Source organism: Microbacterium xanthum (assembly GCF_034531355.1).
Taxonomy (GTDB): Bacteria; Actinomycetota; Actinomycetes; order Actinomycetales; family Microbacteriaceae; genus Microbacterium; species Microbacterium xanthum.
Window position 1 is genome coordinate 34,571 of record NZ_JAWHUE010000001.1, and the last position, 24,781, is coordinate 59,351.

At 69.2% G+C, this 24,781-nt stretch carries 24 protein-coding genes, 1 tRNA gene and 1 pseudogene; 15 read left to right on the plus strand and 11 right to left on the minus strand.

The window, feature by feature from the left end:
* The first annotated feature begins 34 nt into the window (after positions 1-34).
* The 3 genes from RZO50_RS00175 to mscL are packed head-to-tail and all read left to right on the plus strand — an operon-like array spanning position 35 to position 1,382.
* Positions 35-631, plus strand: a complete 597-nt coding sequence (locus tag RZO50_RS00175; protein ID WP_322597701.1) for a 5-formyltetrahydrofolate cyclo-ligase — start codon at positions 35-37, stop codon at positions 629-631.
* A gap of 21 nt (positions 632-652) precedes the next feature.
* Positions 653-934 carry an FmdB family zinc ribbon protein gene (locus RZO50_RS00180; RefSeq protein ID WP_322597702.1) on the plus strand — a complete coding sequence of 94 codons (282 nt, stop codon included), beginning with the start codon at positions 653-655 and terminating at the stop codon, positions 932-934.
* A gap of 22 nt (positions 935-956) precedes the next feature.
* Positions 957-1,382, plus strand: coding sequence for a large conductance mechanosensitive channel protein MscL (gene mscL / locus RZO50_RS00185; RefSeq protein ID WP_322597703.1), 426 nt, complete (start codon positions 957-959; stop codon positions 1,380-1,382).
* A gap of 12 nt (positions 1,383-1,394) precedes the next feature.
* Here the strand turns inward: mscL and RZO50_RS00190 are convergent, their stop codons facing one another.
* Positions 1,395-1,580 carry a hypothetical protein gene (locus tag RZO50_RS00190; RefSeq protein ID WP_322597704.1) on the minus strand — a complete coding sequence of 62 codons (186 nt, stop codon included), beginning with the start codon at positions 1,578-1,580 and terminating at the stop codon, positions 1,395-1,397.
* A complete protein-coding gene (locus RZO50_RS00195; RefSeq protein ID WP_322597705.1) occupies positions 1,567-5,301 on the minus strand; it encodes an AAA family ATPase in 3,735 nt (1,244 codons plus the stop codon). The genes RZO50_RS00190 and RZO50_RS00195 overlap by 14 nt, the downstream gene beginning before the upstream one ends.
* A gap of 182 nt (positions 5,302-5,483) precedes the next feature.
* Between RZO50_RS00195 and RZO50_RS00200 the strand changes: the two genes are divergently transcribed.
* From RZO50_RS00200 to RZO50_RS00220, 5 genes are all read left to right on the plus strand, one after another.
* A complete protein-coding gene (locus tag RZO50_RS00200) occupies positions 5,484-5,987 on the plus strand; it encodes a methylated-DNA--[protein]-cysteine S-methyltransferase (RefSeq protein WP_322597706.1) in 504 nt (167 codons plus the stop codon).
* A gap of 88 nt (positions 5,988-6,075) precedes the next feature.
* A complete protein-coding gene (locus tag RZO50_RS00205; RefSeq protein ID WP_322597707.1) occupies positions 6,076-6,927 on the plus strand; it encodes a helix-turn-helix transcriptional regulator in 852 nt (283 codons plus the stop codon).
* A 55-nt stretch (positions 6,928-6,982) separates the two neighbouring features.
* Positions 6,983-7,324, plus strand: a complete 342-nt coding sequence (locus tag RZO50_RS00210; protein ID WP_322597708.1) for a histone-like nucleoid-structuring protein Lsr2 — start codon at positions 6,983-6,985, stop codon at positions 7,322-7,324.
* A gap of 41 nt (positions 7,325-7,365) precedes the next feature.
* Positions 7,366-7,722, plus strand: a complete 357-nt coding sequence (locus RZO50_RS00215) for a Fe-S cluster assembly protein HesB (protein ID WP_322597709.1) — start codon at positions 7,366-7,368, stop codon at positions 7,720-7,722.
* Between the two features lie 131 nt (positions 7,723-7,853).
* A complete protein-coding gene (locus RZO50_RS00220; protein WP_322597710.1) occupies positions 7,854-8,324 on the plus strand; it encodes a MarR family transcriptional regulator in 471 nt (156 codons plus the stop codon).
* 1 nt (position 8,325) lies between these two features.
* Here RZO50_RS00220 and RZO50_RS00225 read toward each other — a convergent pair whose 3' ends face one another.
* From RZO50_RS00225 to RZO50_RS00235, 3 genes are all read right to left on the minus strand, one after another.
* A complete protein-coding gene (locus tag RZO50_RS00225) occupies positions 8,326-8,634 on the minus strand; it encodes a DUF7882 family protein (protein WP_322597711.1) in 309 nt (102 codons plus the stop codon).
* Positions 8,635-8,701: 67 nt separating this feature from the next.
* On the minus strand, positions 8,702-8,965 hold the full coding sequence (locus RZO50_RS00230) for a hypothetical protein (protein WP_322597712.1): 264 nt from the start codon (positions 8,963-8,965) through the stop codon (positions 8,702-8,704).
* Entirely contained in the window at positions 8,965-11,388 is a 2,424-nt protein-coding gene (locus tag RZO50_RS00235; protein ID WP_322597713.1) for a phosphoketolase family protein, read from the minus strand. Before RZO50_RS00235 ends, RZO50_RS00230 begins: the two co-directional genes overlap by 1 nt.
* A 143-nt stretch (positions 11,389-11,531) precedes the next feature.
* Here RZO50_RS00235 and RZO50_RS00240 point away from each other — a divergent pair, with 143 nt between their 5' ends.
* From RZO50_RS00240 to RZO50_RS00250, 3 genes are read left to right on the plus strand one after another with little or no spacing between them, the layout of a single operon-like run.
* Entirely contained in the window at positions 11,532-12,173 is a 642-nt protein-coding gene (locus RZO50_RS00240; protein WP_322597714.1) for a TetR/AcrR family transcriptional regulator, read from the plus strand.
* Positions 12,166-12,579 carry a nitroreductase/quinone reductase family protein gene (locus RZO50_RS00245; protein ID WP_322597715.1) on the plus strand — a complete coding sequence of 138 codons (414 nt, stop codon included), beginning with the start codon at positions 12,166-12,168 and terminating at the stop codon, positions 12,577-12,579. Before RZO50_RS00240 ends, RZO50_RS00245 begins: the two co-directional genes overlap by 8 nt.
* Before the next feature lie 10 nt (positions 12,580-12,589).
* Positions 12,590-13,549 (plus strand): aldo/keto reductase, encoded by a 960-nt coding sequence (locus tag RZO50_RS00250; RefSeq protein WP_322597716.1) that lies wholly within the window; start codon positions 12,590-12,592, stop codon positions 13,547-13,549.
* Between the two features lie 42 nt (positions 13,550-13,591).
* On the opposite strand, the gene RZO50_RS00255 is transcribed toward RZO50_RS00250, so the two are convergent.
* The gene (locus tag RZO50_RS00255) at positions 13,592-14,008 is read right to left on the minus strand and encodes a glucose-6-phosphate dehydrogenase (RefSeq protein ID WP_322597717.1); all 417 of its coding nucleotides are present in this window, start codon (positions 14,006-14,008) and stop codon (positions 13,592-13,594) included.
* Positions 14,009-14,145: 137 nt separating this feature from the next.
* On the opposite strand from RZO50_RS00255, the gene RZO50_RS00260 reads away from it, so the two are divergent.
* Complete coding sequence (locus RZO50_RS00260; protein WP_322597718.1) at positions 14,146-14,469, plus strand: hypothetical protein; 324 nt, start codon at positions 14,146-14,148, stop codon at positions 14,467-14,469.
* 477 nt (positions 14,470-14,946) lie between these two features.
* Here RZO50_RS00260 and RZO50_RS00265 read toward each other — a convergent pair whose 3' ends face one another.
* The gene (locus tag RZO50_RS00265) at positions 14,947-16,092 is read right to left on the minus strand and encodes a restriction endonuclease (RefSeq protein WP_322597719.1); all 1,146 of its coding nucleotides are present in this window, start codon (positions 16,090-16,092) and stop codon (positions 14,947-14,949) included.
* A gap of 512 nt (positions 16,093-16,604) precedes the next feature.
* Here RZO50_RS00265 and RZO50_RS14695 point away from each other — a divergent pair.
* The 3 genes and pseudogenes from RZO50_RS14695 to RZO50_RS00275 form a co-directional block, all read left to right on the plus strand.
* Positions 16,605-16,751, plus strand: a pseudogene (locus RZO50_RS14695) (DUF4236 domain-containing protein); the annotation flags it as partial.
* A 93-nt stretch (positions 16,752-16,844) separates the two neighbouring features.
* Positions 16,845-17,675, plus strand: coding sequence for a hypothetical protein (locus RZO50_RS00270; protein ID WP_322597720.1), 831 nt, complete (start codon positions 16,845-16,847; stop codon positions 17,673-17,675).
* A 167-nt stretch (positions 17,676-17,842) separates the two neighbouring features.
* Positions 17,843-18,733: a dihydrodipicolinate synthase family protein gene (locus RZO50_RS00275; RefSeq protein WP_322597721.1), complete on the plus strand. Its 891-nt coding sequence runs from the start codon at positions 17,843-17,845 to the stop codon at positions 18,731-18,733.
* Positions 18,734-18,836: 103 nt separating this feature from the next.
* On the opposite strand, the gene RZO50_RS00280 is transcribed toward RZO50_RS00275, so the two are convergent.
* From RZO50_RS00280 to RZO50_RS00295, 4 genes are all read right to left on the minus strand, one after another.
* Positions 18,837-18,908 (minus strand) — tRNA-Arg (locus RZO50_RS00280).
* 43 nt (positions 18,909-18,951) lie between these two features.
* On the minus strand, positions 18,952-22,368 hold the full coding sequence (locus RZO50_RS00285) for an error-prone DNA polymerase (RefSeq protein WP_322597722.1): 3,417 nt from the start codon (positions 22,366-22,368) through the stop codon (positions 18,952-18,954).
* Positions 22,368-23,951 carry a DNA polymerase Y family protein gene (locus RZO50_RS00290; RefSeq protein ID WP_322597723.1) on the minus strand — a complete coding sequence of 528 codons (1,584 nt, stop codon included), beginning with the start codon at positions 23,949-23,951 and terminating at the stop codon, positions 22,368-22,370. Before RZO50_RS00290 ends, RZO50_RS00285 begins: the two co-directional genes overlap by 1 nt.
* Positions 23,951-24,670, minus strand: coding sequence for a hypothetical protein (locus RZO50_RS00295; protein WP_322597724.1), 720 nt, complete (start codon positions 24,668-24,670; stop codon positions 23,951-23,953). Before RZO50_RS00295 ends, RZO50_RS00290 begins: the two co-directional genes overlap by 1 nt.
* Between the last annotated feature and the right edge of the window lie 111 nt (positions 24,671-24,781).

Here is a 24,781-nt window from a genome sequence, read left to right on the forward strand (position 1 = left end):
TGTCGTCCCTGTGACGGCGACATACAATCGACCCATGTCCGACACGACCGACGACGCCAAGCGCGCCCTCCGTGCCGAACTGCGCGAGCGCCGACAGCTGCTCTCCGCGCACGCCGTCGAATCCGCGGCGGACCAGCTGCATGCGCGACTGGACGAACTCGTCGCCCGTCATGATGTCGCGGCGATCTCCTGCTTCCTGTCGACCCCGTTCGAACCGTCCACACGCGCCTTCGTCGAGGGCGCCGTGGCCCGGGGCATCCGCGTGCTGCTGCCCGTCACACGGGCCGACGGCCTTTTGGACTGGGCGGTGGCCACGGAGGACGGCGACATCTCGGAGGGCCTGTTCGGACTTCCCGAGCCGGTCGGCGAGCTCCTCGGCCCCATCGCCGTCGGCGATGTCGACCTGATGATCGTTCCCGCCGCGGCCGTCGACCGCACCGGCATGCGTCTGGGGTGGGGCCGCGGGTACTTCGACAAGACGATCGGATCGATGGAGGGGTGCCCACCCGTCTATGCGGTCGTCTACGACAGCGAGGTCCTCGACGAGGTCCCCGCCGACCTGCACGACCAGCCGGTGACCGGCGCGGTCACCCCCACCCGCATCCTCGATTTCGCCACCGCGGCGAGCTGAGCCGATCATCGAAAGTCGCCCATGCCCACCTACGCCTACGCGTGCAAGCAGTGCTCGCACCGTTTCGACGCCGTTCAGTCCTTCTCCGACCCGACCCTCACGGTGTGCCCCGAATGCGGTGGCACCCTCCGCAAGGAGTACGGATCGATCGGTGTGACCTTCAACGGCTCCGGCTTCTACCGCACCGACTCCCGCTCGGGCTCGTCGTCGGGCGCGGCCTCCGCCAAGACTGGCGAGGGCGCGTCGTCTTCGACATCATCGAAGTCCGAGTCCACATCCGCCCCGGCGCCGTCGAGTGCGTAGGGACAGCCCAGAAGGAGAGGCCATGATCAAGGGTTTCCGGGAGTTCATCCTCCGCGGCAATGTCATCGACCTGGCTGTCGCCGTCGTCATCGGCGCCGCTTTCACCGCCATCGTGACGGTGCTCGTCGAGTCGCTCATCAATCCGCTCATCAGCCTCTTCTTCAAGGCGGACAGCCTGCAGGAGGCCCTGCAGCTCACCGTGCCCTCCCTGATGGGCGGCGAAGCGACCTTCGCCTTCGGCGCGATCATCGCGGCGGTGATCAACTTCCTCGCCGTCGCCGTCGTGGTCTACTTCGTCTTCGTCCACCCGATGAACCGCCTGAAGGAGCGCCAGGCCGCGCGCGTGAAGTCCGACGAGCCGGAGGAGGAGCCGCTGCCGACCGAGACGGAGCTTCTGGTGGAGATCCGCGACCTGCTGAAGAAGCAGGGTGAGACCCCGAAGGTCTGAGGCCGTGCCGCCTCAGTAGTGGGGCGGCACGTCACGGCGCATCCGCTCGTCGTTGGGCCCGGATGCCGATGTCTGCACATCGGTGTCCGGGCCTTCGTCGTCGGAGCCCGGCTCGGCGGTGGTTCCCGGCGCCGGCGTCAGCTTCGCTCGGCGCGCGCCGCGCACCTTCTCGACGCGCTGCCGCTCACTCGATGACATCGATGGGCTGTGTGTCGGCGTCGGCCCGGGGCCCCTCCGCCGAGACCCCGAGAAGCCCGGCGATGCGCTCCGCGACCGACGCGGGGTCGCTGTACAGATCGAAAGAGTGCACGCGCACGTAATGCCATCCGAGGCGCCGCAGGATCTGCGGTCGCAGACGCAGCGACTCGCGCAGCGAATCGGCGACGGTCTCGGGGTCGCTCTCGACCACGACGGCTTTGCCGTCGTGCTGGGCGACCAGCGGAAGCAGGCCCCGGTAATCGACATCCACCGCGACCCCCAGGCGCCGCAACTCCCGCGCCAGCGAGCGGGTGAGCGGATCGGCGAGGTCCTCGAGGCGGGCATCGCGCTGACGCGCGGCGAGCCCCCCGAGGATGCTCATCAGGGTCGCCGCGCCGTGCTCGAGTCGACCGTCGTCGAACGAGGAGGGCCGGATGGAGGAGACGATGACCATCGAACGGCGCGCGCGAGTCATCCCGACGGTGAGCAGCCGATCGCCGTCGGGTCTGGACAGATCACCGAAATCGCTCAGCACCCGCCCGTGTCGGGTGAGCCCGAACCCCAGCGAGAAGATCACGCGGTCGCGGCTTTCGGCCACCGACTCCTCGAGGCTGAGCACAGCGAACGGCTCCGCGGTGTCGCGCGAGACGAAGTCGGCCACATCCGAACGCCCGGCGAACGCCGCCTCCACGGCGGCTCGCACACGCGCAGCGTGTTTCGCACTGGCCGTGACGACCATCAGGGATTCCTGTCCTCGGTTCACGGCGTGCTCGACGACCAGGGTCACCACGCGCGCGACTTCGGCGTCGGGGCTCTCGACGGCGCCGGTGACCGGGTCGGGCACCCCCGTGCCCCCCTCGACGTAGTCGACGCCGAGGCTGCCGCGCCCGAGGTAGGACCCGGCCCACGGCAGCGAGGAGAGCTCGCCGCCGTAGAAGGCGTCGTTGACGAGCTCGGCAAGGTCCTCGCCCCCGGCCCGGTAGCTGCGCGTGAGGGTCGCGATCGGCACCAGTTCGGCGACGCGTTCGAAGACGCTGACGGCGTCGAAGGGCTCGGCCTCCTCCGCCTCGAGGACGTCGTCCTCCGACATCGCACCGGCCGCGACGCGGAACGGCGTGGGCTTCTGGGTGACAGGGTCGCCGAAGACGACGACCTGACGCGCGCGCCGCAGCGCGGGCACGGCTTCGGCCAGGGCGAGCGAGGCGGCGTCGGCGACGATGACCACGTCGAAGCCGGCCGCCTCCGGGATGGCCGGCACATCGTACGGGGACGCGAGCCAGACGGGAGCCAGCGTGCGCATCAGGGTCGGGGCCGCCTCGAGCACCTGCACGGCACTCGCGGAGTCCTTCAGAGCTCGTTTGAGAGCAGCGGCCTCGTCGGCGTGGTCGACCAGACCGATGCGCCACTGCGTGGCCAGCTGCGCCGCCAGAAGTGGCCCTGACGCGGCCGCGTGGGCTTCGTCGACGAGCCGGAAGTCCCGCTCGAGTCGGTCGACGACCGCGGTGTTGGCGCCCAGGAGCGCACGGTCGGCGCGGAGAACGTGCTCGAGAGCGGACTGCCACCACGCGAACTCGAGCTCGGCACCGACGGCTTCTTCGGGGACGTGCCGCACCGACAGCTCCGACAGCAACGGCTCCAGCCCCATCTCGGCCAGCTCGGTGCGGAGGGTGGCCCGCTCGACGAGGTTGTCGAAGTACGACGATTGCGCGGCCAGAGACGCGAGCGTGCGCACGAGAGCGGCCACGGGCAGCGACGCCAGCGTCTGCGAGCCGGTGCGGCCGAGCACCGCATCCAGTTCTGCCAGTTCGGTGTCGACGCGCTGCCACGCCGAAACGACGTCGGCGAGCCCCAGCGGCACCTCGGGCGCGATCCCGGCATCGACCAGACGCTGCCAGCGCGTGCGCTGCTGCTGGATGCGCACGAGCGCCTCGTACATGTCGGGAACGTGCACGCCCGGGCGGATGTACTCCTTCGACAGACGCTTCAGCCGACGGCGGTTGGCGCCGCTCATGGTCGTGGCTTCGCGGCGTGGCGCGTGGGCCTGGATGAGCTCGGCGAGCGGACGCTCGAACACGGTCGGGCTGAACCGGTCGAGCGAGTCCCGGATCCCCTGCAGCACCTCGAGGTATTCACCGAGGTCGGCCACCGTCCGGAACGGATGCATGCGCGTCTGGGCGATCAGCTCGTACCCGCGCTCGAGAAGGGCGGGCACATCGGCCCGGTGCAGGCGCCCGGCGAGGTCGTGCGCGGCGCGAGCGGCCTCGGTCGAGGCGAAGGAGACGCCGTACCAGGGGGAATCGTCGGGTCCGAAGCGGAACTCGCCGAGTCGCGCCGCCGCGGCGAGCTTGGCGGCGGCGGTATCCCGCGACGACGCCAAGCGCAGCAGCGTACCCACCGGGAGCCGGGCGGTCGTCGACGGAGGCACCTCCCGCGCGGCGAGTCGTGAGAGAGCGCGGAGGATATCGAGGACGGACACCTTCAGGGCGTCGTCGGTGCGGGTGACGGCGGTGCGATAGTCGCGCAGGACACCGCGCAACCGCACCAGTGCGTCGTCGATGTCGGCCACCTTGGGCGCCTGGGCCTTCTCGTTGCGCCCGATGGCCCGGATGAGGTCGCGTCGCAGCGAGCGGGGCGTCACGGCCAGACCGGACAAGCCGATGCCCGCCATCCGGTGACGGATGCCGTCGAGCGTCGACCGGCGCGCGCTGACGACCAGCACGCGTTTGCCGTCCCGCACCAGCGCACCGACGGCGTTGATCACCGTCTGCGTACCACCGGTGCCCGGGAGGGTGTGCACCGCGAGGGACTGCCCGGCGAGGATGCGGGCGAGCACCGCCTCCTGTTCCGCGTCGGCGTCCAGCAGGAGCGTGTCCGCGCCCGGCGGACGCTCGTCGGGGTGCGGTGCCGCGGGGATCTCGCGCCGTGCGGTGAGCACCTCACGGTCGGCGAGGTGTCCGGCCAGAGCGTTCAGCACGGGGTGGTCGAGGTCGCGTGTGTCGCGCGCCATCGTCTCGCCCACGTCGGCGAAGCACGACACGACCAGGCGCGGGTGCACGCGGAAGTGGTCGAAGGATCCCGTCAACGCGCGAAGATGATCGATCACCGGCTGGGGTTTGAACACCCCCTGGTCGTACGCCAGCGCGGCCAGCGCGTCGCCGTCGAGGTCGATGCCGAAGTGCGTGCGAAGAGCGCGCACCAGCTCGGGGTTGACGGAGAACGAACCGTGGAGTTTCACCTCGAAGTCGTTGTGGTGGCGGCGGATCGCCAGGGGGCGCAGGAGCACCGGAGCCGAGCACTCCAGCCCACCGAGCCGCCACGTGGCCAGCCCGACGGCGAGGTGCACCGTTTCCAGACCGCGCGCGGTGCGCAGCTCCACGTTCTTGGCGGTGATCTGCTCCGCGGCGATCCGAGCGGTGCGCAGGGCGACCTCATCGCGGAACAGGTTCGACAGCAGCGTCGACCGACCGGTGATGAACTGGGGCAGGCTGCCGGGGTGGGCGTTGGTGATCTCGATGCCGGCGTCGACCGACTCGTCGAAGTGCAGCAGCGTCGACCGGCCGCCGAGGCGGGCGGCTTGACGCCGCAGCCGGTCGCGTTCCGGCTCGGCGACATGGGTCACCCGCACACCCGGCTCCGAGAGATCGAGGTCGCCGGGGGTCACGGTCGCCGCCGGTCCGGCCACCTGCTCACCGACCGCGACGCTTCCTTCTGCTCGCCACACGACAGTCACACTATGCGCGCGAGGGGCTCTGCTCTTGCATCCCGGCAGAGTTTCGCGGTATTGGAGACCATATGCGAGGTCCTGGATGACTTCCCCTCCCCAGGGAACGCACCCGCACCGTCACTCCCCCAAGCCGGTCGGAGAGTGTGCGAGCACGGCGGCGGCACGGGGAGGATGTCGACATGACGACGCGTTTCCTGGTCCATCCGACGCCGATCGGCGACGTCCTCCTCACCGCCGCCGATGACCTCGTCCGCTCACTGCACCCGGTCCGAGACCTCCACGCCGAGCTCATCGGCCACGAGCGCGTGGCCCTGCTCCCCTTCGACGAGGACGACCCGCTCGCCCGGCGCTGCACCGCCCAGCTCGATGAGTACTTCGCGGGTGCGCGACGCGAGTTCGAGATGCCGCTGGATTGGGACCGCGTGTCCGGCTTCACCCGGGCGGCGTTGCAGGCGGTGTGCGAGATCCCCTACGGCGAGACCGCCGGGTACGGGGAGGTGGCCGCGATGGCCGGGTCGCCACGCGCCGCCCGTGCTGTCGGAACCGCTTGCGCCACCACGCCGTTCTCGATCGTTGTCCCCGTGCACCGCGTGGTCCGGGCCGACGGATCGCTGGGCGAGTACGGCGGGCGCCCCGAGCTGAAGCGACGTCTGCTGGATCTGGAACGGGCGGCGGACGAGTAGGCCGTCCGCCGCCCGGTGACGGCCCGCACCCGCGGTGTTATCGTCGACCTCGACGGCACCGGGGCCGTCACCGACCACCGGGAACGGCATGTCTGCGGGAATCAGCGGCGAGAGCGAGGACGCCCTCATCGAGCGTGCGGTCACGCGGCTGACCGAGCACACCCCGTTCCCGGTCGCTTTCGGGGGGTACACCCGCGACGGCGCCGTCCACGTCAGCGCGATCTCCGGCCGTCACACGCATACGCTGCGCGGACTGGTCGTCCACGAGAACCGTGGCCTGGGCGGGCGGGCCATGGTCGAGGCCCGGCCCCGCCTCGCCCTCGACTACCGCGTCTCGCGAGCGATCACCCACGACTACGACGGTGCGATCCTGGGCGCGGGCATCGTGACGCTGTTCGCCGTGCCCGTCGTCGTCGGCGGGGTCACGCGCGGCATGCTCTACGGCGGCTCTCGACGCGCCACGCCCGGCGGCGACTCCGTCGCCCGCCCGGCGCTGGCAGCCGCGGAGGCGATCGCCGGCGAACTGCGCATCAGAGATGAAGTCGAACGCCGCCTGGCCACGATGACCCACGCGGGCGAGGACCGACCGTTGTCCCCGGCCGCGCGGGAGGAGGTCAGAGAAAGCTACGCCGAGCTGCGCAGCATCGCCGCCGAGGTGGACGACCCGACCGTGCGCGAACGTCTCGGCCGCCTGGAGGCGCGATGGGCGGCCCTGGCCCTCGGCGAGGTGCCCGCCGTCACGTCGGCCTCGCTGTCGCCGCGGGAGACCGATGTCCTCGCCGGTGCCGCGCTCGGATCGACCAACGCGCAGATCGCCGCCTCGCTGGGGCTGAAGGAGGCCACGGTGAAGTCCTACCTGCAGTCCGCGATGAGCAAGCTCGACGCGCCGACGCGTCATGCCGCCGTCGTGCGTGCGCGAAAGAGCGGGCTTCTTCCCTGACCGCGACGGCGCGCCGCGGGTCGTGCCATGGCGCGCTGCTCAGTAGGGTGGCCGCATGGCCCGCAGAATCGTGCACCAGCTCGTCGACGACCTGGATGGCAGCGTCCTCGAAGTCGGAGAGGGCGAGACCGTCCTCTTCTCCCTCGACGGCACCGCCTACGAGATCGACCTCACCGACCAGAACGCCGCCGCGTTCCGCGAGGTGCTCGCCCCCTACGTCGACGCAGCGCGACGCGTCTCGGCGTCCCGTTCGAGCTCCACCGCGGCTCCACGCCGGCGCAAACCGAGCCAGGACTACGCCGCCGTCCGCGAATGGGCGAAGGAGAACGGTTACCAGGTCTCCGACCGCGGGCGGGTTCCCGCCACCGTCCTCGAGGCGTACGAAGCCGCCCACTGACCGCCGCCTGCGCAGCGTGGGAATTCCCTGACAATGGCGGCGTGCGGTTGCACCGCTCGTCGAATCTCGGAATCGTGGCCGACTCGAACGTCCCGAACGAGAGGAGAGCCTTCATGCTCACGCTCACCGAGAACGCCGCCACCGCGGTCAAGACGATCATCGCCCAGCTGCCCGACGCCGACCAGGGCGGCGTGCGCATTCGCGACACCGGCTCGCAGGAGACCGGCTTCGAGCTCGCCGTCGCGTCGTCGCCCGAAAACGGCGACCAGGTCGTGGAGGACCACGGCGCACGTGTCTTCCTCGACGACGGCGCGAACACCGCGCTCGATGACCGCGTCCTCGACGCGGAGATGAACCAGGACGGATCGGTGCGCTTCGCCATCGCCAGCCAGTCCTGACCCCAGGTCTTCCGAAGGGGCCCGGCGCGCATCGCGCCGGGCCCCTTCGATGTCTCCGGGCGACGCAGCGGCGTCGCCCGTTCGGTAGCATCGTGACCCACGCGTGACGTCGTCGACGGAGTGAGGGTGACATGACCGACATCGCTGAAGCGGCGGACGACACCGCCCTCGATCGCTCCGAAGTGGCACGCTCCATCGAACGTCTGCGACTGGCGGAGAATCGGCTGGCTCGGCGGCGTCAGAACGCGTGCGGGCCCAGCGAGAACGCCCGCGCCGCGACACGGTTCATCTTCGACATGAGCGATCAGGGCATCCTCGTGACCCCGACCGAGGTCGCGGAGCACCTGGAGATTTCGACGCCGTCCGTCACGGGTATCCTCAATCGTCTGCGCGCGGGCGGCCTCATCACCTTCCTCCCGCATCCGGACGACGGTCGCAGCAAGTACGTGGTGCCGCTCGATCGTGACGACGACCTCGACGGAATCGATCCACTCACCGCGCAGATCCGGGGCCTCGCCGATACGCTGTCGGCCGATCAGGCCGCCGCGGTGGCCGCGTTCATCGACCTCGTCACCGACGCCGTCGACGACGAGTGCCGCTGACTCAGCCCGCGACGGTCGCCGTCTCGGCCGGTTCCGGACTCACCGACAAGCCGTGCGGTCCGCTGGCGTCCTGCAGCAGGTTCTCGATCCAGGCACGGTTCAGCGCGGGGTTCCTGCTGCCGTAGAAGTGGAACACGATCGAAACCGATGGATGCACCCAGACGCTTCGGCTGCCGACCGTCTCGGGGTGGTGGAAGAAGAACGGCTCGGCGCGGCGGAGCTTGTTCATGAAGACCACCCGCAGGTGTGCGAGGGTGCGGTCGTCGATGTCGAACGAGTACCCGTCACTGCCATAAATGAGTTTTCCCACCGAGATAAGCTACACGGAGGGAGCAAACGAAGTAACTCCGATTAGGCGACCTAACTAGTTTCGGGTTTCAGAGCCACGAATCGATGTCGAAGTGCTGGTCGCTGAAGGGGTCTGCGGGGAGGTCCGACTCGATCACGTCCGTGTGTTCGATCCGCACGTTGGAGTGGGGTGTGATCAGAACGTCGGTGACGGTGGCATCGGTGGTCGCGAACTCGACGTAGCCCCCGCCGTCGAGGACCGCCTCGAGCACCGCCTGCTTGGTGTCTTCCGCAAGGGCCTCCTCGGAAAGGACGTAGGTCCTGTCGTCGATGACGAACTGGTGCCGACGCATCACACTCCCTCGCTTCCCATCCCCCGACGGTACGTGTGCGCATCGCCCGCGTCGATGGGTTGAACTGCACCGGTGGGTGAGATATGCCTTTCGCCCCCACTCCCCACCGCGGGGTGGTCGACCCCGTGGTCACGCGTGTGAGCACGGGCTTCCTCGCGTCGTCGATCGAGTTGTGCGCGGAGGGCGGCGTGACGGTCCGCGGCGCCGGGAACGCGATCGAGCACGTCGGCGGCCAGCCGATACCGGTCGATGTCGTTGATCAGGCGCATGTCGAACGGCGTCGTGGTCGTGCCCCGCTCGATGTACCCCCGCACGTGGAGCTGGGCATGCGCCGCGCGCCGATACGCCAAGCGGTGCACCAGCCAGGGATAACCGTGGAAGGCGAAGACGGTCGGCACGTCCGGCGGGAACAGTTCGTCGAAGGACTTCTCGTCCATGCCGTGCGGATGCTGCGAGGGCGTCTGCAGGCGCATCAGGTCGATGACGTTCACCACCCGCACCCGCAGCCCCGGCGCCTCCTCGCGCAACAGCCGTGCCGCGGCGATCACCTCTTCGCTCGGGACGTCTCCCGCGCACGCGAGCACCGCATCCACCCCGTCGGCATCGGTGCCGGCCCATGCGAGCCGGCTCGCTCCGTGTTCGAGGTGGCGTACCGCCTCGTCGGGGGTGAACCACTGCGGGGCGGGCTGCTTGCCGGCGACGATGACGTTCATGCGATCGGTGGTGCGCAGGCAGTGGTCGACCGTCGCGACGAGCGTGTTGGCATCCGGCGGCAGGTACACGCGCACGATGTCGGCGCGCTTGTTCACGGCGAGATCGAGGAAGCCGGGATCCTGGTGGGTGAAGCCGTTGTGATCCTGCTGCCACACGTGGCTGGAGAGCAGGTACGTGGAGCTCGACACCGGCTCTCGCCACGGAATGCCGGAAGCCGACTCCAACCACTTGGCATGCTGGTTGAACATCGAGTCGACGATGTGGGCGAACGCCTCGTAGGTCGCGAAGAGGCCGTGTCGGCCGGTGAGCAGGTATCCCTCGAGCCAGCCCTGCCCCTGATGCTCGCTGAGCACCTCCATGATGCGCCCGGTGCGCGAGAGGTTTTCGTCGCGCGGATCGGAACCGGCGTTCCACCTCTTCCCGCTCGCGTCGAACACCGCCGGTGCGAGCCGGTTCGAGGCGGTCTCATCGGGTCCGAACAGCCGGAAGTCGGTCGGGTTGCGCTCGATCACCTGTGCCAGATAGTGACCGAGCTCCCCCATCGCAGAGCGCTCGGTGGCCTCGGGGTCGAGGCCGGTCAGGTGGTCGGCGATGTCGGGCAGGTCGAGCTCACGTCGCAGCAGACCGCCGTTGGCGTGCGGGTTCGCCGACATGCGCCGGGCGCCCTCGGGCGTCACCTGGTCGATCGCGTCGACGGGGCGACCGTCGTCGTCGAAGAGATCCTCGGGACCGTAGGAGCGCATCCAGTCCTCGAGGATGCGGCGGTGCGCGTCGTCGTCCCGAGCGGCGTCGACGGGCACCTGGTGTGCGCGCCACGTGTCTTGAACCGGATTGCCGTCGACCTCGACGGGTCCGGTCCAGCCCTTCGGCGAGCGCAGCACGATCATGGGAGTGCGCGGGCGCACGACGTTCAGGTCGCTCCGCTGCTGCGCGATCGCATCGAGCGCCTCGTCCATCGCGTCGGCCATGCGACGGTGCGCCTCCTCGTGGGGATCGGCGGCGTCGATGGTGACGAAGATCGGCTCGTGCCCGTATCCGCGCAGCAGGTCGGCCAGCTCCGATTCGGGGATGCGCGCCAGCAGCGTCGGGTTCGCGATCTTCCATCCGTTCAGGTGCAGGATCGGCACGACGGTCCCATCGGTGCGGGGATCGACGAACTTGTTCCCGTGCCATCCGGTCGCCAGCGGCCCGGTCTCGGCCTCGCCGTCTCCGACGACGCAGAAGACCGTCAGTTCGGGGTTGTCGAACACCGCGCCATAGGCGTGGCTGAGCGAGTACCCCAGTTCACCACCCTCGTGAATCGACCCGGGTGTGTCCGGCGCGGCGTGACTCGGGATGCCGCCCGGGAACGAGAACTGCCGGAACAGGCGCCGCATGCCCGCCGTATCTCGGGTGACCTCGGGGTACAGCTCGGAGTAGGTTCCGTCCAGCCACGCCGCGGCCACCATCCCGGGACCACCGTGACCGGGACCGGCGATGAACATCGCGTCGAGGTCGCGCGCGCGGATCACGCGGTTCGCGTGCGCGTACGTGAAGGTGAGGCCGGGGACGGTGCCGAAGTGGCCGAGCAGTCGGGGCTTGACGTGCTCCGCGGCGAGCGGGCGGCGCAGCAGGGGGTTGTCGAGGAGGTAGATCTGGCCGACGCTGAGGTAGTTCGCGGCGCGCCACCAGGCGTCCAGGCGTGCGAGGTCGATGTCGTGGGAAGCCATCTGTCCACGCTCTCCCGCATCCGGAACCGGGGATAGGGGGTTGAGACGTGTGGAGACGCTCGCTAACGAATCGCGTTGCGCCCGCTCGGGCGCCGCACCAGCTATGGTGAGTTAAGCCACTCGCCTCTGGTAGCGTGGCGTGCATGACGACGACAGGCTCCTCCTATCACCAGCGGGTCGCGCAGCAGAAGCGCGCGCTCATCTTGGATGCGGCTACCGCGTTGTTCAGCGATCTTGGCTACGACAAGACATCGTTGGCCAACGTGGCGCAACGTGCTGGCGTGTCGACGGCGACCGTGTTCAAGCAGTTCCCCACCAAGGCGGATCTCTTCGAGGCGATGGTGCTGCAGTTCTGGGCCGCGGGCGCCGCCACCGACCTCACGCCTCCTCCGCCCGGTGACCCCGAGGCGGGACTGCGGTCGCTCGGTGAACACTACGCCCGGGTGCTGCGCACCCCAGGGATGGCCGGCTTGCACCGGATGGTCATCGCCGAGGCCCCCCGCTTCCCCGAGCTGGGGCGTATCCAGTTCGACCTGGGAAAGGAGCCGCTGTTCGAGCTCGTCCGCGACTATGTGGTCTCGGAAGCCCGCGCCGGGGCACTTCGCGTGCCCGACGATGTGCGGGCCACCACCGAGTTCCTGGGGATGATCTCGAACTTCGTGCTGTGGCCGCAGTTGCTGCTCCCGGAGTGGTCGCCGAGCGACGTCGCCGTGCAGGAGACGGTCGACAGCGCGGTGCAGACGTTCCTCGCTCGCTACGCGAAAGGCACGGAAGACGTTGGATGAACGCATCCGCAACGCCTTGGCCATCACCCCTGCGTCGTCAGCATCCGCTCGCACGGTGGACATCACGACGATCGGCGCGAAGACAGGCCGACCGCGGCGCATCGAGATCTGGTTCTACCGGGTCGACGGCGAGATCTATCTCACGACGCAGCCCGCGCGTCGCGCCTGGTATGCGAATCTCCTCCGGAACCCCGACTTCACCTTCCATCTCAAGGGTGCGGTGCGAGCGGACCTCGCCGCGACCGCCGCGCCGGTCGTGGCTCAGCACGAACGGGCGCGGGTCTTCACGTCGATCATCGCCGACCTGGACCAGCCCCTCCACCGCTTCTACATCTCGCAGCCGGTGCAACCACTCGAACAGTGGATGACCGGCAGCCCCCTCATGCATGTCACCTTCTCGGACTGAAAGCAGGCTGATGCACAACCGCACCCTCGGAAACCTCGGACTGACCACCTCCGCGATCGGATACGGATCCATGGGCATCTCCATGGCCTACGGCTGGAGCACCGACACCGGGCGTGATGCGATCGTCGCCGCGTTCGAGGCCGGCGTCACGCACTTCGACACCGCCGAGCTCTATGGCTGGGGTGAGAACGAGAAGGCGCTCGGATCCGCGGTTGCGCCGTTCCGGAACGACATCACCATCGCAACGAAGTTCGGGTTCACCCCCGACTTCGGCTTCGACAGTCGCCCGGATCACATCCGAGCGGTGGTCGAGAACAGCCTCCGTCATCTCGGCACGGACCACATCGACGTTCTGTATCAGCACCGCTTCGATCCGACGGTTCCGATCGAAGACGTCGCCGGAACCGTGAAGGAACTCATCGACGCCGGCCGCGTCAGGTATTTCGGTCTGAGCGAAGCGGGAGAGGAGACGATCCGCCGAGCACATGCCGTGCAGCGCGTCTCTGTGCTCCAGACGGAGTACTCGCTCTTCGAGCGCGACGTCGAGGCGCTCTTTCCGGTCTTGGCAGACCTCGGGATCGGTCTCGTTCCGTACTCGCCTCTCGGCCGGGGCTTCCTGACCGGAACCGCCAAGCCCGCCAGCGAGTACGAGCCCGACGACATGCGCAGAACAGACCCTCGCTGGCAGCCCGGCCCCTTCGAGCAGAATGTCGCGGCCACCAATGCCCTCACCGATCTGGCGAGGAGCATAGGGGTGACCGTCGGTCAACTCGCGCTCGCGTGGCTTCTCGCTCAGGGCGACCACATCGTGCCGATCCCAGGAAGCCGCAATGCCGCGCGGGTGCGCGAGAACGCAGCCGCCGCCGAAGTGGTGCTCGACCAACCGACCCTCGACCGCATCGACGACATCCTGCCCCACGGAGGCTGGGGCGCCCGCTACACACCCGAGAACATGCCCTCCTGGAAGTAGCAGCGCGACACGACGGCGGTCGCAGAAGTGCCAGGCGAGGACTCAGCTGACACGTTGTCCGCACATGCCGCACTCGCCGGTGGCGGAGACCTCGATGAAGCAGTCGGGGCACTTCGCGCGGGCGATCGGCTCGACGGAGCTCACCCGTCGCGGTGCGGGGCGACGTTCGGGGGCGGGGCGACGCGGCGCGCGCGGTGCCGAGCCTCGGCGGGGCGGGGTCGCCGGTGCCGTGGCGGCCGGGGAGGCGGGCACGTGCGCGCTGCAGTAGAAGCGCACGTAGCCGCTGTGGTTCTTCGGGTGCCGGTGTTTGACCGCCCACAGCTCGGTGCGGGCGACCGGGTCGGAGTCGGCGCCGCAGGAGAAGCAGCGTGCCGGTTCGCCGTCGGCGACGTCGGCCACCCGGGTGGGCTTGTCGAACGGGAGACCATCCCGCCAGTCCGATGACGCGACGATCTTCATTCCCCTGCCTCTCCTCGGATGACGATCCGCTTCCACGGTACGTCGTCGCCTGCCGACACGCCCAAGCAGGTGTCAACCCCGGTGCGGGCCGCGCACCCGCGGGGGTAACGTCGCGGCCCGAGGAGAGGAGGTCGACGATGGCCGAAACAGATCCGACCCGGGTACGTGCCCAGCGATCGCTGCAGGAGGGTGGCCGCAGACGGTGGTTGATTCCCGGAGCGATCTTCGCCGCGATCTGCATCGCCTTGTTCATCGGGATGCTGCAGCTGCAGACTCTCGTTCCGACGATCGGCCTCGTGCTCACCGCATCGCTGTTCGCGGCGATGGTGGTCGTCGCCGTCACCGTCGGACGGGCGCGCACCAGGAATCGTGCAATGGCGTGGCTCATGGGGACGATGGCGGTATCGGCGCTCGTGTGCGCCGCCCTCGTCATGGCCGGCGAGTGGTCGGCGATGGTGTAGGTCATCCGTTGCGCTGACCGCCCGTATCCTCCTCCCCGGTTCAACCCTCGCTCGATGGTCAACTCCGGCTCGAGCACACGGCGCGTGACAGCCTCGATGCCATGCCGTTCGCGGACGGCGATCGGGCATTGTCAGCGGCGGGTCTTGCGAACAACTCCATCGCGCGGGCGGACGGCGAGCCGCGGCGACCCCGTCAAGATCGGATGACGACCGGCTGTCAAGCACCTGGACCGCGGCACGTTGTTTGCGGTCTTGTCATCGATCAACCGACGATCGTGCCACGCCAGGGTCGCATCAACCCGCCACTCGACGTTGATGCCTTTCGTATTCATCTCCTCGCGGAACCGCTCGTAATCCTTGAAGCTCTTGGGTTGCAACCCGCGCGGTGGGTGTCACAACTTCCGGCGTGGGCAGAGGATGAGACTGCGCACCACGGCACCGCTACGCATTGCCCTCAAAGGGATCGGCGAGCCGTCCCTATTTCCAGCCCTCCGCAATAGTTTGGTCGACGGCGCGCTTGCCAATCTCGTTCAGACCGGCGAGCGTGCCTGCGACCGCGTCATAGTGGAAGAGGGCCAGGCCCACGCGGTTGGCGAAGGCGAACCCTTCGGAGGTCAGCGTTCCCGACGTAAACAGCAGCCCTCTCTTGTCGTCCGATGCTGCGACACCGAATAGCGCTCGAACGTCCTGGATTGGGACGAACCCCGCGATGTTCTTAACCTGTGCGACGTATCCGGCGGCGACCACATCGATGCCCCCGTCGCCGGAGAAGCGCGTGACTTCTGCGTCCAGGACTCCCAAGTGCCTCATCCACATCGCGACTAGATGCTCGGCCCCCTCAGCAGAAACTCCGAACGGCTGGGGCGGAGGCGCCGGGGCAGAACGAGTCCTGTGTCGCTCGAGCGCCTCGCGCCCAGCTTCGGCGAGGATCACCGCTCGCCCCCGTTCGGCTTCGGACTGGCGCTTCGCCTGCTCTCGCGCGATTTCGTCGCGCTCGCGTGCGGCGGCGATTTCCTGTCTACGACGGGCGGCCTCGAGATCCGCCGCGTGCACACGCTCCGCGAGTGCACGTTCTTCTTCGCTCGCCTGCCAGCCGGCAATACGGGTCGTGCGTGTGGCCGCGCGGCTACGGGCCGCCGCCAGGCTCGACTTGTCAGCCCGAAGGTCGTCGCGGAGAACTCGCGCCCGGGCCATCAAGGTGTCGCGCTGGCCCAGGATGTGATCTTCCTTCCAGCCAGCCATGAGTAGCCCATGCTGAAGATGATCGACAACTTCGTCGGGAACCCATGATGACCGTGACCCGACCCAGAGTGCAGCCGCTTCCTCGACCAGATTCTCAAGATTGACACATTCGCGACTCCGCTGAGGAACTTGGCCTGCCTCAACCCAGTGCTTCATGACGAACGTTTCGAGGGCGTCGCGCAGCCACGCAAGCGAATTCGCAGCCTCTTCGGGCGCCGGCCAGTTCGCCCAATCGATGGTCTCGTGGATACGAACTGCCGCATCGCTAATCCGCCGCGCTGCATCGATGTCAAGTCCCGAGGCGGCCACTCCCGGCCCTTGCGACAGCAACTCAGCGGCGGCGTCCAGGCGGGCGAGGGCTTCCTTGCGATCGACAATCACCACTGAATACTGCCAGGGAGCCGAGACACGGCGCGCTTGGGTGATCGCCGGGCACCGCCCCGAGGAGGTTGCTCTCGAGGTCACAAAGCTCGCCTGCCCTGTGAGTGGCACGACCGCCGGACAATTGCGCCCGGTACTCGTCCTATCGGGCGTGGCATTCACACCATCGCCCCTCAACGTCTCAACGTCCGGCCCAGAAATGCCGTTCATGGGACAGCCCCCACGGGGCGCGCGATGCACCCCCATTCGGGCCCGGGGCAGACCCCGTCCTCGCATCGGGATGACGCCGCGATCCCAATTGCTACCGTCATCCTTCGAGAGGCGAGGCTGGCGCGCGCGACGGTCTCCGGTTGTCGCTCGAATCACCGCGTTCATGTGCACGCGAGGGCGCCGCCAGCGCGCACTGCCCGCAAGGGGATCCGCGAAGGCCTACAACGCGCGAGTCCCGAGTCGATAAGGTCGGATCTGGGGACCGTAGCGACGGGCGTCGCGAAGGGCAAGATCGGGGAACGATGGGGTTCTACGTCAGAAAGAGCGTCAAGGCTGGGCCATTCCGCTTCAATCTCAGCAAGTCCGGCGTTGGCATCAGCACGGGGGTTCCGGGGTTTCGAGTAGGCACTGGTCCTCGTGGGAATTACGTCCACATGGGACGGGGTGGTGTCTACTACCGCGGTTCGCTCGCCTCAGGTAGGCCAGCCGCTGGCAGCGCGGCGATCATACCGCCGAGAGCGTTTGACCCGAACGCAGTGATCATGGAAGACGTCACAGGGGCGACAACGCTCGATATGCACCCGACAGGTGGTGGCGACGTCGTCGATCAACTCAACGCAGCCGCGAAGCACTTCTCGACCTGGTGGATCGTCGCCATCGCGGCTTTTGTGATCGGGGCCGCAATCCTGCCCTGGGGGATGCTGGTCTGGGTGCTGGCGGCACCGCTCTGCTGGTGGCTCTTCCAGCGGGACGCGGCTAAACGGAAAGTCGTGCTCTTCTATGACGTGAATGACTCCGCCGCGACGTGGTTCGACTCGCTAGTCGCGCAGTGGCCTTGGTTCACCGACGCTCAGAGACTCTGGAGAACCGTGTCGTCGGGGCAGGTGCAGACCCTTTACCAGCACAAGACGAACGCCGGCGCCAGCAACCTCGTCCGCAAGGAGTCAGCCACCGCCACACTCACCGGATCGAAGCACCTCGCGACGAACGTTGCAGTGCCAACCATCACCGCCGGATCTGCCAGCATTCACTTCCTCCCTGACCGTTTGCTCATTCGCGAAGGAAAGCACTACACGGACGCGAGCTATCGCGCTCTCAACTCGGTCGGGAAGCGCCAACGGTTTATCGAGAGCCCGGGTGTGATCCCGAAAGACTCGCAGCAAGTCGGGCAAACATGGCAATACGTCAACAAGGGTGGAGGACCCGATCGGAGGTTCGCCAACAACCCGGTTCTCCCGATCATGCTCTACAGCGACCTCGAGCTGAGGACACCACAGGGCCTCGACTGGGAGATCCAATGCTCCCGACCCGACGCCGGACCCTCCATCTCACAGGTCATTGCCGCAGCGCCCATCCCCGAGGTAGATCCCTAGCAGGTCGATTCTTTGCAACGTCCTGAGATGTCGAGCGAAGCAATTCCGCGCTCCGCTTCCCGCCCGAAGCCCGCCCCTAGACCGCCCACCGCCCGCAAGGGGATCCCTCGGCGCCGGTGGCTGCAGGTGCGCCGGTCGCGATTGAAAGACCGGGTAGCTTGAGCCGTATGTTCCACGGGCTGAGTGCTTTTCCGATCACTCCTCTCTCAGGCGAGTCGGTCGATGTCGCGGCATACGGACGCATCGTGGAGCGGCTCGCCGACGCACACGTCGACTCGATCGGCGCACTCGGTTCGACCGGTTCATACCCGTACCTCTCCACCGCAGAGCGGGCCCGAGCAGCTCGGGCGGCCGTCGCCGCAGCGGGCGAGGTCCCGGTCATCGTCGGGGTTGGGGCGCTGACACTCTCCGACGTGTTGCGCAACGTGGAGTCGGCTCAGAACGCCGGCGCCGCCGGGCTGCTGTTGTCGGTGATGACCTACCAGCCGCTCACCGATGAAGAGGTGATCGGTTTCATCGAGGACGTCGCCGCACACTCCTCCACGCCCATCTGCATCTACGACAACCCGCGCACCACGCATGTGACGTTCACCGACGAGATGTTGATCCAGCTCGCTGGTCTGGCGGGCGTGCGCTCCATCAAGCTGCCGGGAACACCGGTGCCGGACTTCACCGACCGAGTCGACGCGCTCCGTGCGGCGGTGCCCGCCTCGATCACCCTTGGAGTCAGCGGCGATGCCTTGGCCAGCAACGCGCTGCTGGGCGGTGCGGATGTCTGGTACTCCGTCATCGCCGGCACCCTGCCGGCACCGGCGCTCGAGCTCACCCGGGCGGCCCACCGCGGCGACCGCGCCACTGTGGACGACCTCGCAGCCCGGCTCGCCCCGCTCTGGGACCTCATGGCACGGTACGGCAGCTACCGCGTCGTGACGCAGCTCGCCGCGATCATCGGACTGACCGAAGCCGCGACCCTCCCTCGCCCCGTGCGGCCGCTCCCCGCCAGAGCCGCCACCGAGCTCGAAGCGATCACACCACAGCTCACCGCTGAGCGATCCTGAGTCGAGTGCGGTGCAGGCAGACCGGCTGCAGGCCGATAGGTATGCGGACGATCAAGCAACCCTGCATGACTTAGACACACCCCGGCCTGTCGCGACCCATCGGTGCCCCTGGAGGGACTCGAACCCCCAACCGTTTGCTTAGGACGCAACTGCTCTTCCATTGAGCTACAGAGGCTGGCCGCAGAAGTCTACCGGCCAAGGCTCGGCGGTCCGTCGCGTCAGCGGAAGTTGCGCGCGTTGTGGGGCACATCCACCCGCAGATCGTCGAAGCGGTCGGCGAGCAGATTCGTCACGCCCTCGACCGAACGCTCCAGCATGCCCCGCACGATGAGCGCCGGCGCATCGCGCACGACCCGCCGATACCTGTTCCACACCCCGACCGAGCAGATGACGTTCACGAGCCCGTGCTCGTCTTCGAGGTTGATGAAGGTCACCCCCGACGCGGTGGCCGGGCGCTGCCGGTGGGTGACGAGCCCGGCGACCTCGACGCGGCGTCCGGTCTCGTGGGTGCGCAGCCCCGCCGAAGTGAGCACGCCGCGTGCATCGAGGCGGGACCGGAAGTGCGTCATCGGGTGGTCGTCGGTGGAGACGCCCGTCGCCCACAGGTCGGCGGCGAGCACGTCGTAGCCGGACGGGTCGGTGAACAGCGGCGGCTGCACCGCGACCAGCGAGTCCGGAAGGTATTCGGCGCGATCCTGCGCGGCATCCCCCGCCATCCAGATCGCCTCGCGCCGGCTGAGCCCGAGACACTCGAACGCCCCGGCCGTCGCGAGCGCCTCGAGCTGGGCGGCGGTGAGCCCGGTGCGCCGCACGAGATCCCGCATGTCACGAAACGGCCCGCCGTGCTCCCGCTCGGCGACGATGCGACCGGCCGGCGCCGCACCGATGCCCTTGATCGCCGCCAGCCCCAGCCGCACCGCGTATCCGGCGTCGCGGCGATGATCCGCCGACTCATCCACCCCCTGCGGGTCGAAGTCGCCGACGGGATCCTGGATGCGCTCCGCGCACGCGGCGCGTCCGGTGGGCGCCGCGACCGCATCACCCGAGACCGGTTCGAGCACCGCTTCGACCCCGGAGGCGTGCAGGTCGGGGCGCCGCACCTCGACGCCGTGACGGCGGGCGTCGGCGGTGAGGGTCGCCGGCGAGTAGAACCCCATCGGCTGGGCGCGCAGCAGTCCCGCGAGGAACGCCGCCGGGTAGTGCAGCTTGATCCACGAGCTGGCGTAGACGAGCAGGGCGAACGACAGGGAATGGGATTCGGCGAAACCGAAGTTCGCGAACGCCTGGATCTTCGCGTAGAGCGCGTCGGCGGCCTCACCGACCAGGCCATTGCTGGCCATGCCCTCATACAGCTTCTCGCGCAGCGACTCGATGCGCTCCACCCCGCGTTTGGAGCCCATCGCCCGCCGCAGCAGATCGGCGTCTTCACCGGTGCACTCCCCCACCGCCATCGCCATCTGCATCAGCTGCTCCTGGAACACCGGCACGCCCAGCGTGCGCTCCAGCACCGGCTCGAGCTTCGGATGCGCGTAGACGACCGGTTCGTGACCGAGCTTGCGCCGTACGAACGGATGCACCGCGCCCCCCTGAATGGGACCGGGCCGAATGAGGGCGATCTGCACCACCAGGTCGTAGAACCGGCGCGGCTGCAACCGCGGCAACAGCCCCATCTGGGCACGGGATTCGACCTGGAAGACCCCGATCGAATCGGCACGGCACAGCATGTCGTACACCGCCCGCTCCTCCTTGGGGATGGTCGACAGCTCCCACTCCTCCCCCGTGGCCGCACGGATCATGTCGAAGCAGTACTGGATCGCGGCGAGCATCCCCAGGCCCAGCAGGTCGAACTTCACCAGCCCCATCCATGCGGCATCGTCTTTGTCCCACTGGATGACGGTGCGCCCCGCCATGCGCGCGTGCTCGATCGGCACCACCTCGCCGACGGGCCGGTCGGTGAGCACCATGCCGCCGGAGTGGATGCCGAGGTGTCGCGGGGCCTTCAGCAGCTCGGACGCGTACGCGATGACACGGTCCGGGATGTCGTGGTCGGGCGCGCTGTCGAGCGAAGCTCCCCAGCGCTCCACCTGCTTCGACCACGCATCCTGCTGCCCCGGCGAATGCCCCAACGCCTTCGCCATGTCGCGCACGGCATTCTTCGGCCGGTACTGGATGACGTTCGACACCTGCGCGGCACGCTCCCGCCCGTAACGCTCGTAGACCCACTGGATGATCTCCTCGCGGCGATCGGAGTCGAAATCGACGTCGATGTCGGGCTCCTCATCGCGCAGCGACGACAGGAACCGCTCGAACGGCAGCTTGTAGGCGATCGAGTCCACCGCGGTGATGTCGAGCAGATAGCAGACCGCGCTGTTGGCGGCCGACCCGCGCCCCTGACACAGGATGCCCCGCCGCCGCGCCTCCTGCACGATGCCGTGCACGATGAGGAAGTAGCCGGGGAAGTCCTTCGTCTCGATCACCCCGAGCTCCTTGTCGATGCGCGCGGCGTCGTCGTCGGTGAGATCCGGATACTTCCGTGGCACCGCCTCCCACACCAGGTGACGCAGCCAGCTCATCGGCGTGTGACCGTCGGGAACCTCCTGACGCGGCAACGAGGGCCGGGCCCGACGCAGCGGGAAGGCCAGCTCGTCGGCGAGCGTCACCGTGCGCTCAATCACCCCGGGATACCGCGCGAACCGCTCCGCCATCTCGGCCCCCGAGCGCACGTGCGCACCGTCGTGGGCGGGCAGCCACCCGTCGATCTCATCGAGACCCCGGTGCGCCCGCACCGCGGCGACCGCGGCGGCCAGGTGTGCGCGCTCGGGAACGGCGTAGTGCACGTTGTTGGTGGCCACCACGTCCAGGCCCCGCTCCCGCGCGAGGGCGAAGAGCACATCGTTGTGTCGCGAATCCAGCGGAGAGCCGTGATCGATCAGCTCGACGCACACCGCATCGGCGCCGAACCGGTCCACGAGCCGGTCGAGCTCTGTCGCGGCACCGGCGGCCCCGGAGGCGGCGAGCGCGCGGCGCACGGTGCCCTTGCGGCATCCGGTCATGATCACCCAGTGGCCGGCCCCCGACACGTCGCGGGAGCGCGCGGCCAGGTCGTCGAGGTCGTAGACCGGCCGGCCCTTCTCGCGCCCGGCGAGCTGGGCGTGGGTGAGGGCGCCGGCGAGCCGGTGATAGCCCTCCTCGCCGCGGGCGAGCACGAGCAGGTGAGCGCCGGCGGGGTCGGGTTCACCGTTCTGCGGCGCGGGCAGCTCGAGAGACAGCTCCGCCCCGAACACCGTCTTCAGCCGCAACCCCTCGGCCGCCTCGGCGAAGCGGACGATGCCGTAGAAGCCGTCGTGGTCGGTGATCGCGAGGGCATGAAGCCCCTGGCGCTCCGCCTCTTCGGCGAGATCCTCGGGCGAGGAGGCACCGTCGAGGAACGAGAAGGACGAGTGGGCGTGCAGCTCGGCGTAGGGCACGGCCCCCGCCGGGCGCTGGATCACCGGCGGCACGTAGGGGGCACGCTTGGTCGACCAAGCCGGACTGTCGCCGCCGTCGGCCCCGGCGGGCCGGTTCCCCGGCCGCCGCCGATCGCTGAGCAGCCCCTCCATCTCCGACCACGGCACCGGCGGGTTCCGCCAGCCCATCAGTCGTACCTCGCCTCGGCCCGCCACTCGCCGGACTGGCACACCAGCAGCCAGGCGACACCGGCGGTGTCGATCATCTGGAACCGGTGCGCCCGACGCGCCCTCGCGGCATCCCACGTGCGCTCGAAGACCGGCCACGGGCCCGCCCATGAGCGGACGCCCCGGCGCGAGCCGCCCTCGGTCATCTCGGCGGGGGGATCGCTGAGGCGACCGCGGTCATCGACGGACACACTCTCGCCGCGCGGCGAGACCACGCTCACCGCGGGGGGCTCGGCGAACACCGTCCCCGGGAGCGGGTCGGGGAGGCTCCCCGGCCACGGCTGCCCGCGATCGTGCTCGAGGACCGCGCGGTCTCCCCACGGCACCATCACCTGACGCTCCGACAGCCACCGGCCTCCCCCCACCGCCGGTGTCACCACGCCCCGGTGCCCGAGCATCGCCTGCACCCGCGACAGCGCGTGGTGCACGCGCTCCTCCGCCCCCGAACCGAACACCGTGGGGGCGTGGTGGGCCGCCGCGTCGACCGCCTCGGGAGAGATACGCACGACGGACACGCCGCTGGCCAGCATCCCCTCGGCGGTGTCCTCGCTCAGCTGCCAGCGCACCCGGTCGACCACCGAGGCGGCATCGAACGACCCCGGATGCAGCCACACCCGCTCACTGCGCTCCCCCCGATCGCCGGTCAACTCCACGCGCAGCTCGGTGCACACCAGGTCGACCGCGCCGAGGCCGGCGAGGAACTCCTCCGCGGCCACACGCATGCCGAACGCCACCTGGTCGGCGATCTCCAGCGGCGGTTCGAACGCCACCTCCCGGTGCAGCTCCGGCGGCGGCACCCGGGGCTCGACACCCCGGGAGTCCTCCCCCGCGGCGAGGGAGTGCAGCCGCACACCCCGCTCCCCGAACCGCTCGCGCACCCGATCGACCTCCATCGCGGCGAACTGTCCGAGGGTGTGCACCCCGAGCCGCGCGAGGAGGCCGGCGATCTCCCCGGGTGCGGCCCCGACCCCGGTGACGAACGCGTCGTCGAGCACGGCCACCGACAGACCGGAGAGGTACGCGCCCGCGCCACCGTCGACGACCACCCGCACCGTCTCGCGCGGCGTCGTCCCCGCGCGCGCGGCCTGCTCCGCGGTGAACGGCCCGTCGGCGATCCCCGCGCGCACGTCGGCCACGCCCAGCGCGCGCACCGCCTCGCGCAGCACTTCGGCGGCATCCCGCTCGCCCCCGTAGTACCGTGCCGGCCCCCGCGCCCGGAGCGCGCACAGCCCCGGGCGCATGATCTGCACCCCCGGAGCCCGCTCCTCCACCGCCGAGACCACCGATGCGAACACCCGGTGATCCCGCGCCGGGTCGGCAGCGACGATCTCGAGATCCGGGCATCGGGCCTGCGCGTCGCGTCGACGCTGCCCCCGCCGCACGCGTTCGACGCGCGCGGCCGCCGAACAGGCGATCACCATGTTGTTGTCCACGACCGCGAGGGGATGCTCCACCGGCGCCGCACGCTCACGCGACAGCGCCACCACCGGCCAGTCGGGCACCCACAGCACAAGGCTGCGGGTCTGCACCGGAGCCTCGGACATCACCCCACCGCCTCGAGACGCATCCGTCCCGTCTGCCGGATGCCGTCCTCTTCGCGCCTGCGTACGACGTTTCCGTCCGCCGCGGGAAGAGACAGCCGCCCCCGTCGAGGGGTCGGCAGTCGACGACTCGAGACCGCGACGGTCACGCCCCGGTCAGACAGATACCCGTGCCCCGCCCCGAGTCCCGCCCACTCCGGCTCACTCACCCGGATCGTCGCCTCCGCCTGGGGCCAGTTCCCCTGCACCAGAAGCACGCCGTCGCGATCACGCAGCCGCGCGGCGAATCGTGCGGCATCGGCTTCTCCGACGCGCGAGGCCGGTCGCACCGCGACGATCGGCATCACCTCGGACACGGTGGCCGCCACGGCCAGCCAGCGCGGCCCCGGATCGGGGATGAGGACCAGCCGCGACAGCGAGACGCCGAGACGCTCGGCCGCCTCGACACCGAGATCGGGCATGCCCACCGCCGCACACCACGACCCCGCCTGGGAGGGAGCACCCAGGAGCGCGAAGAGCAACGACGGCGACGGATCGACGGCGTAGACCGACCCCGACCGCAGCCCTCCACCGGGGAGCAGATCGGCGAGGGCGGGATGAACAGGAAGCGTGGTTCCGCCCAGGCGGCGGCCCTGCACCTTCTCGAGCTGCGCACGCAGCGCGCGCACGTCGCCGCTGCGGTCGCCCCGGACCGTCTGCTGCATGCTCGCCACCCCTGCCACCTCCACAGGTTAGAACATGTGTTCTAACCAATCAATGCGATGACGTGACGATAGCGCCCGGCTCCGACATGGAGAGCGGGAAATCAATATCTATGTTCGATTGTGCAGGTC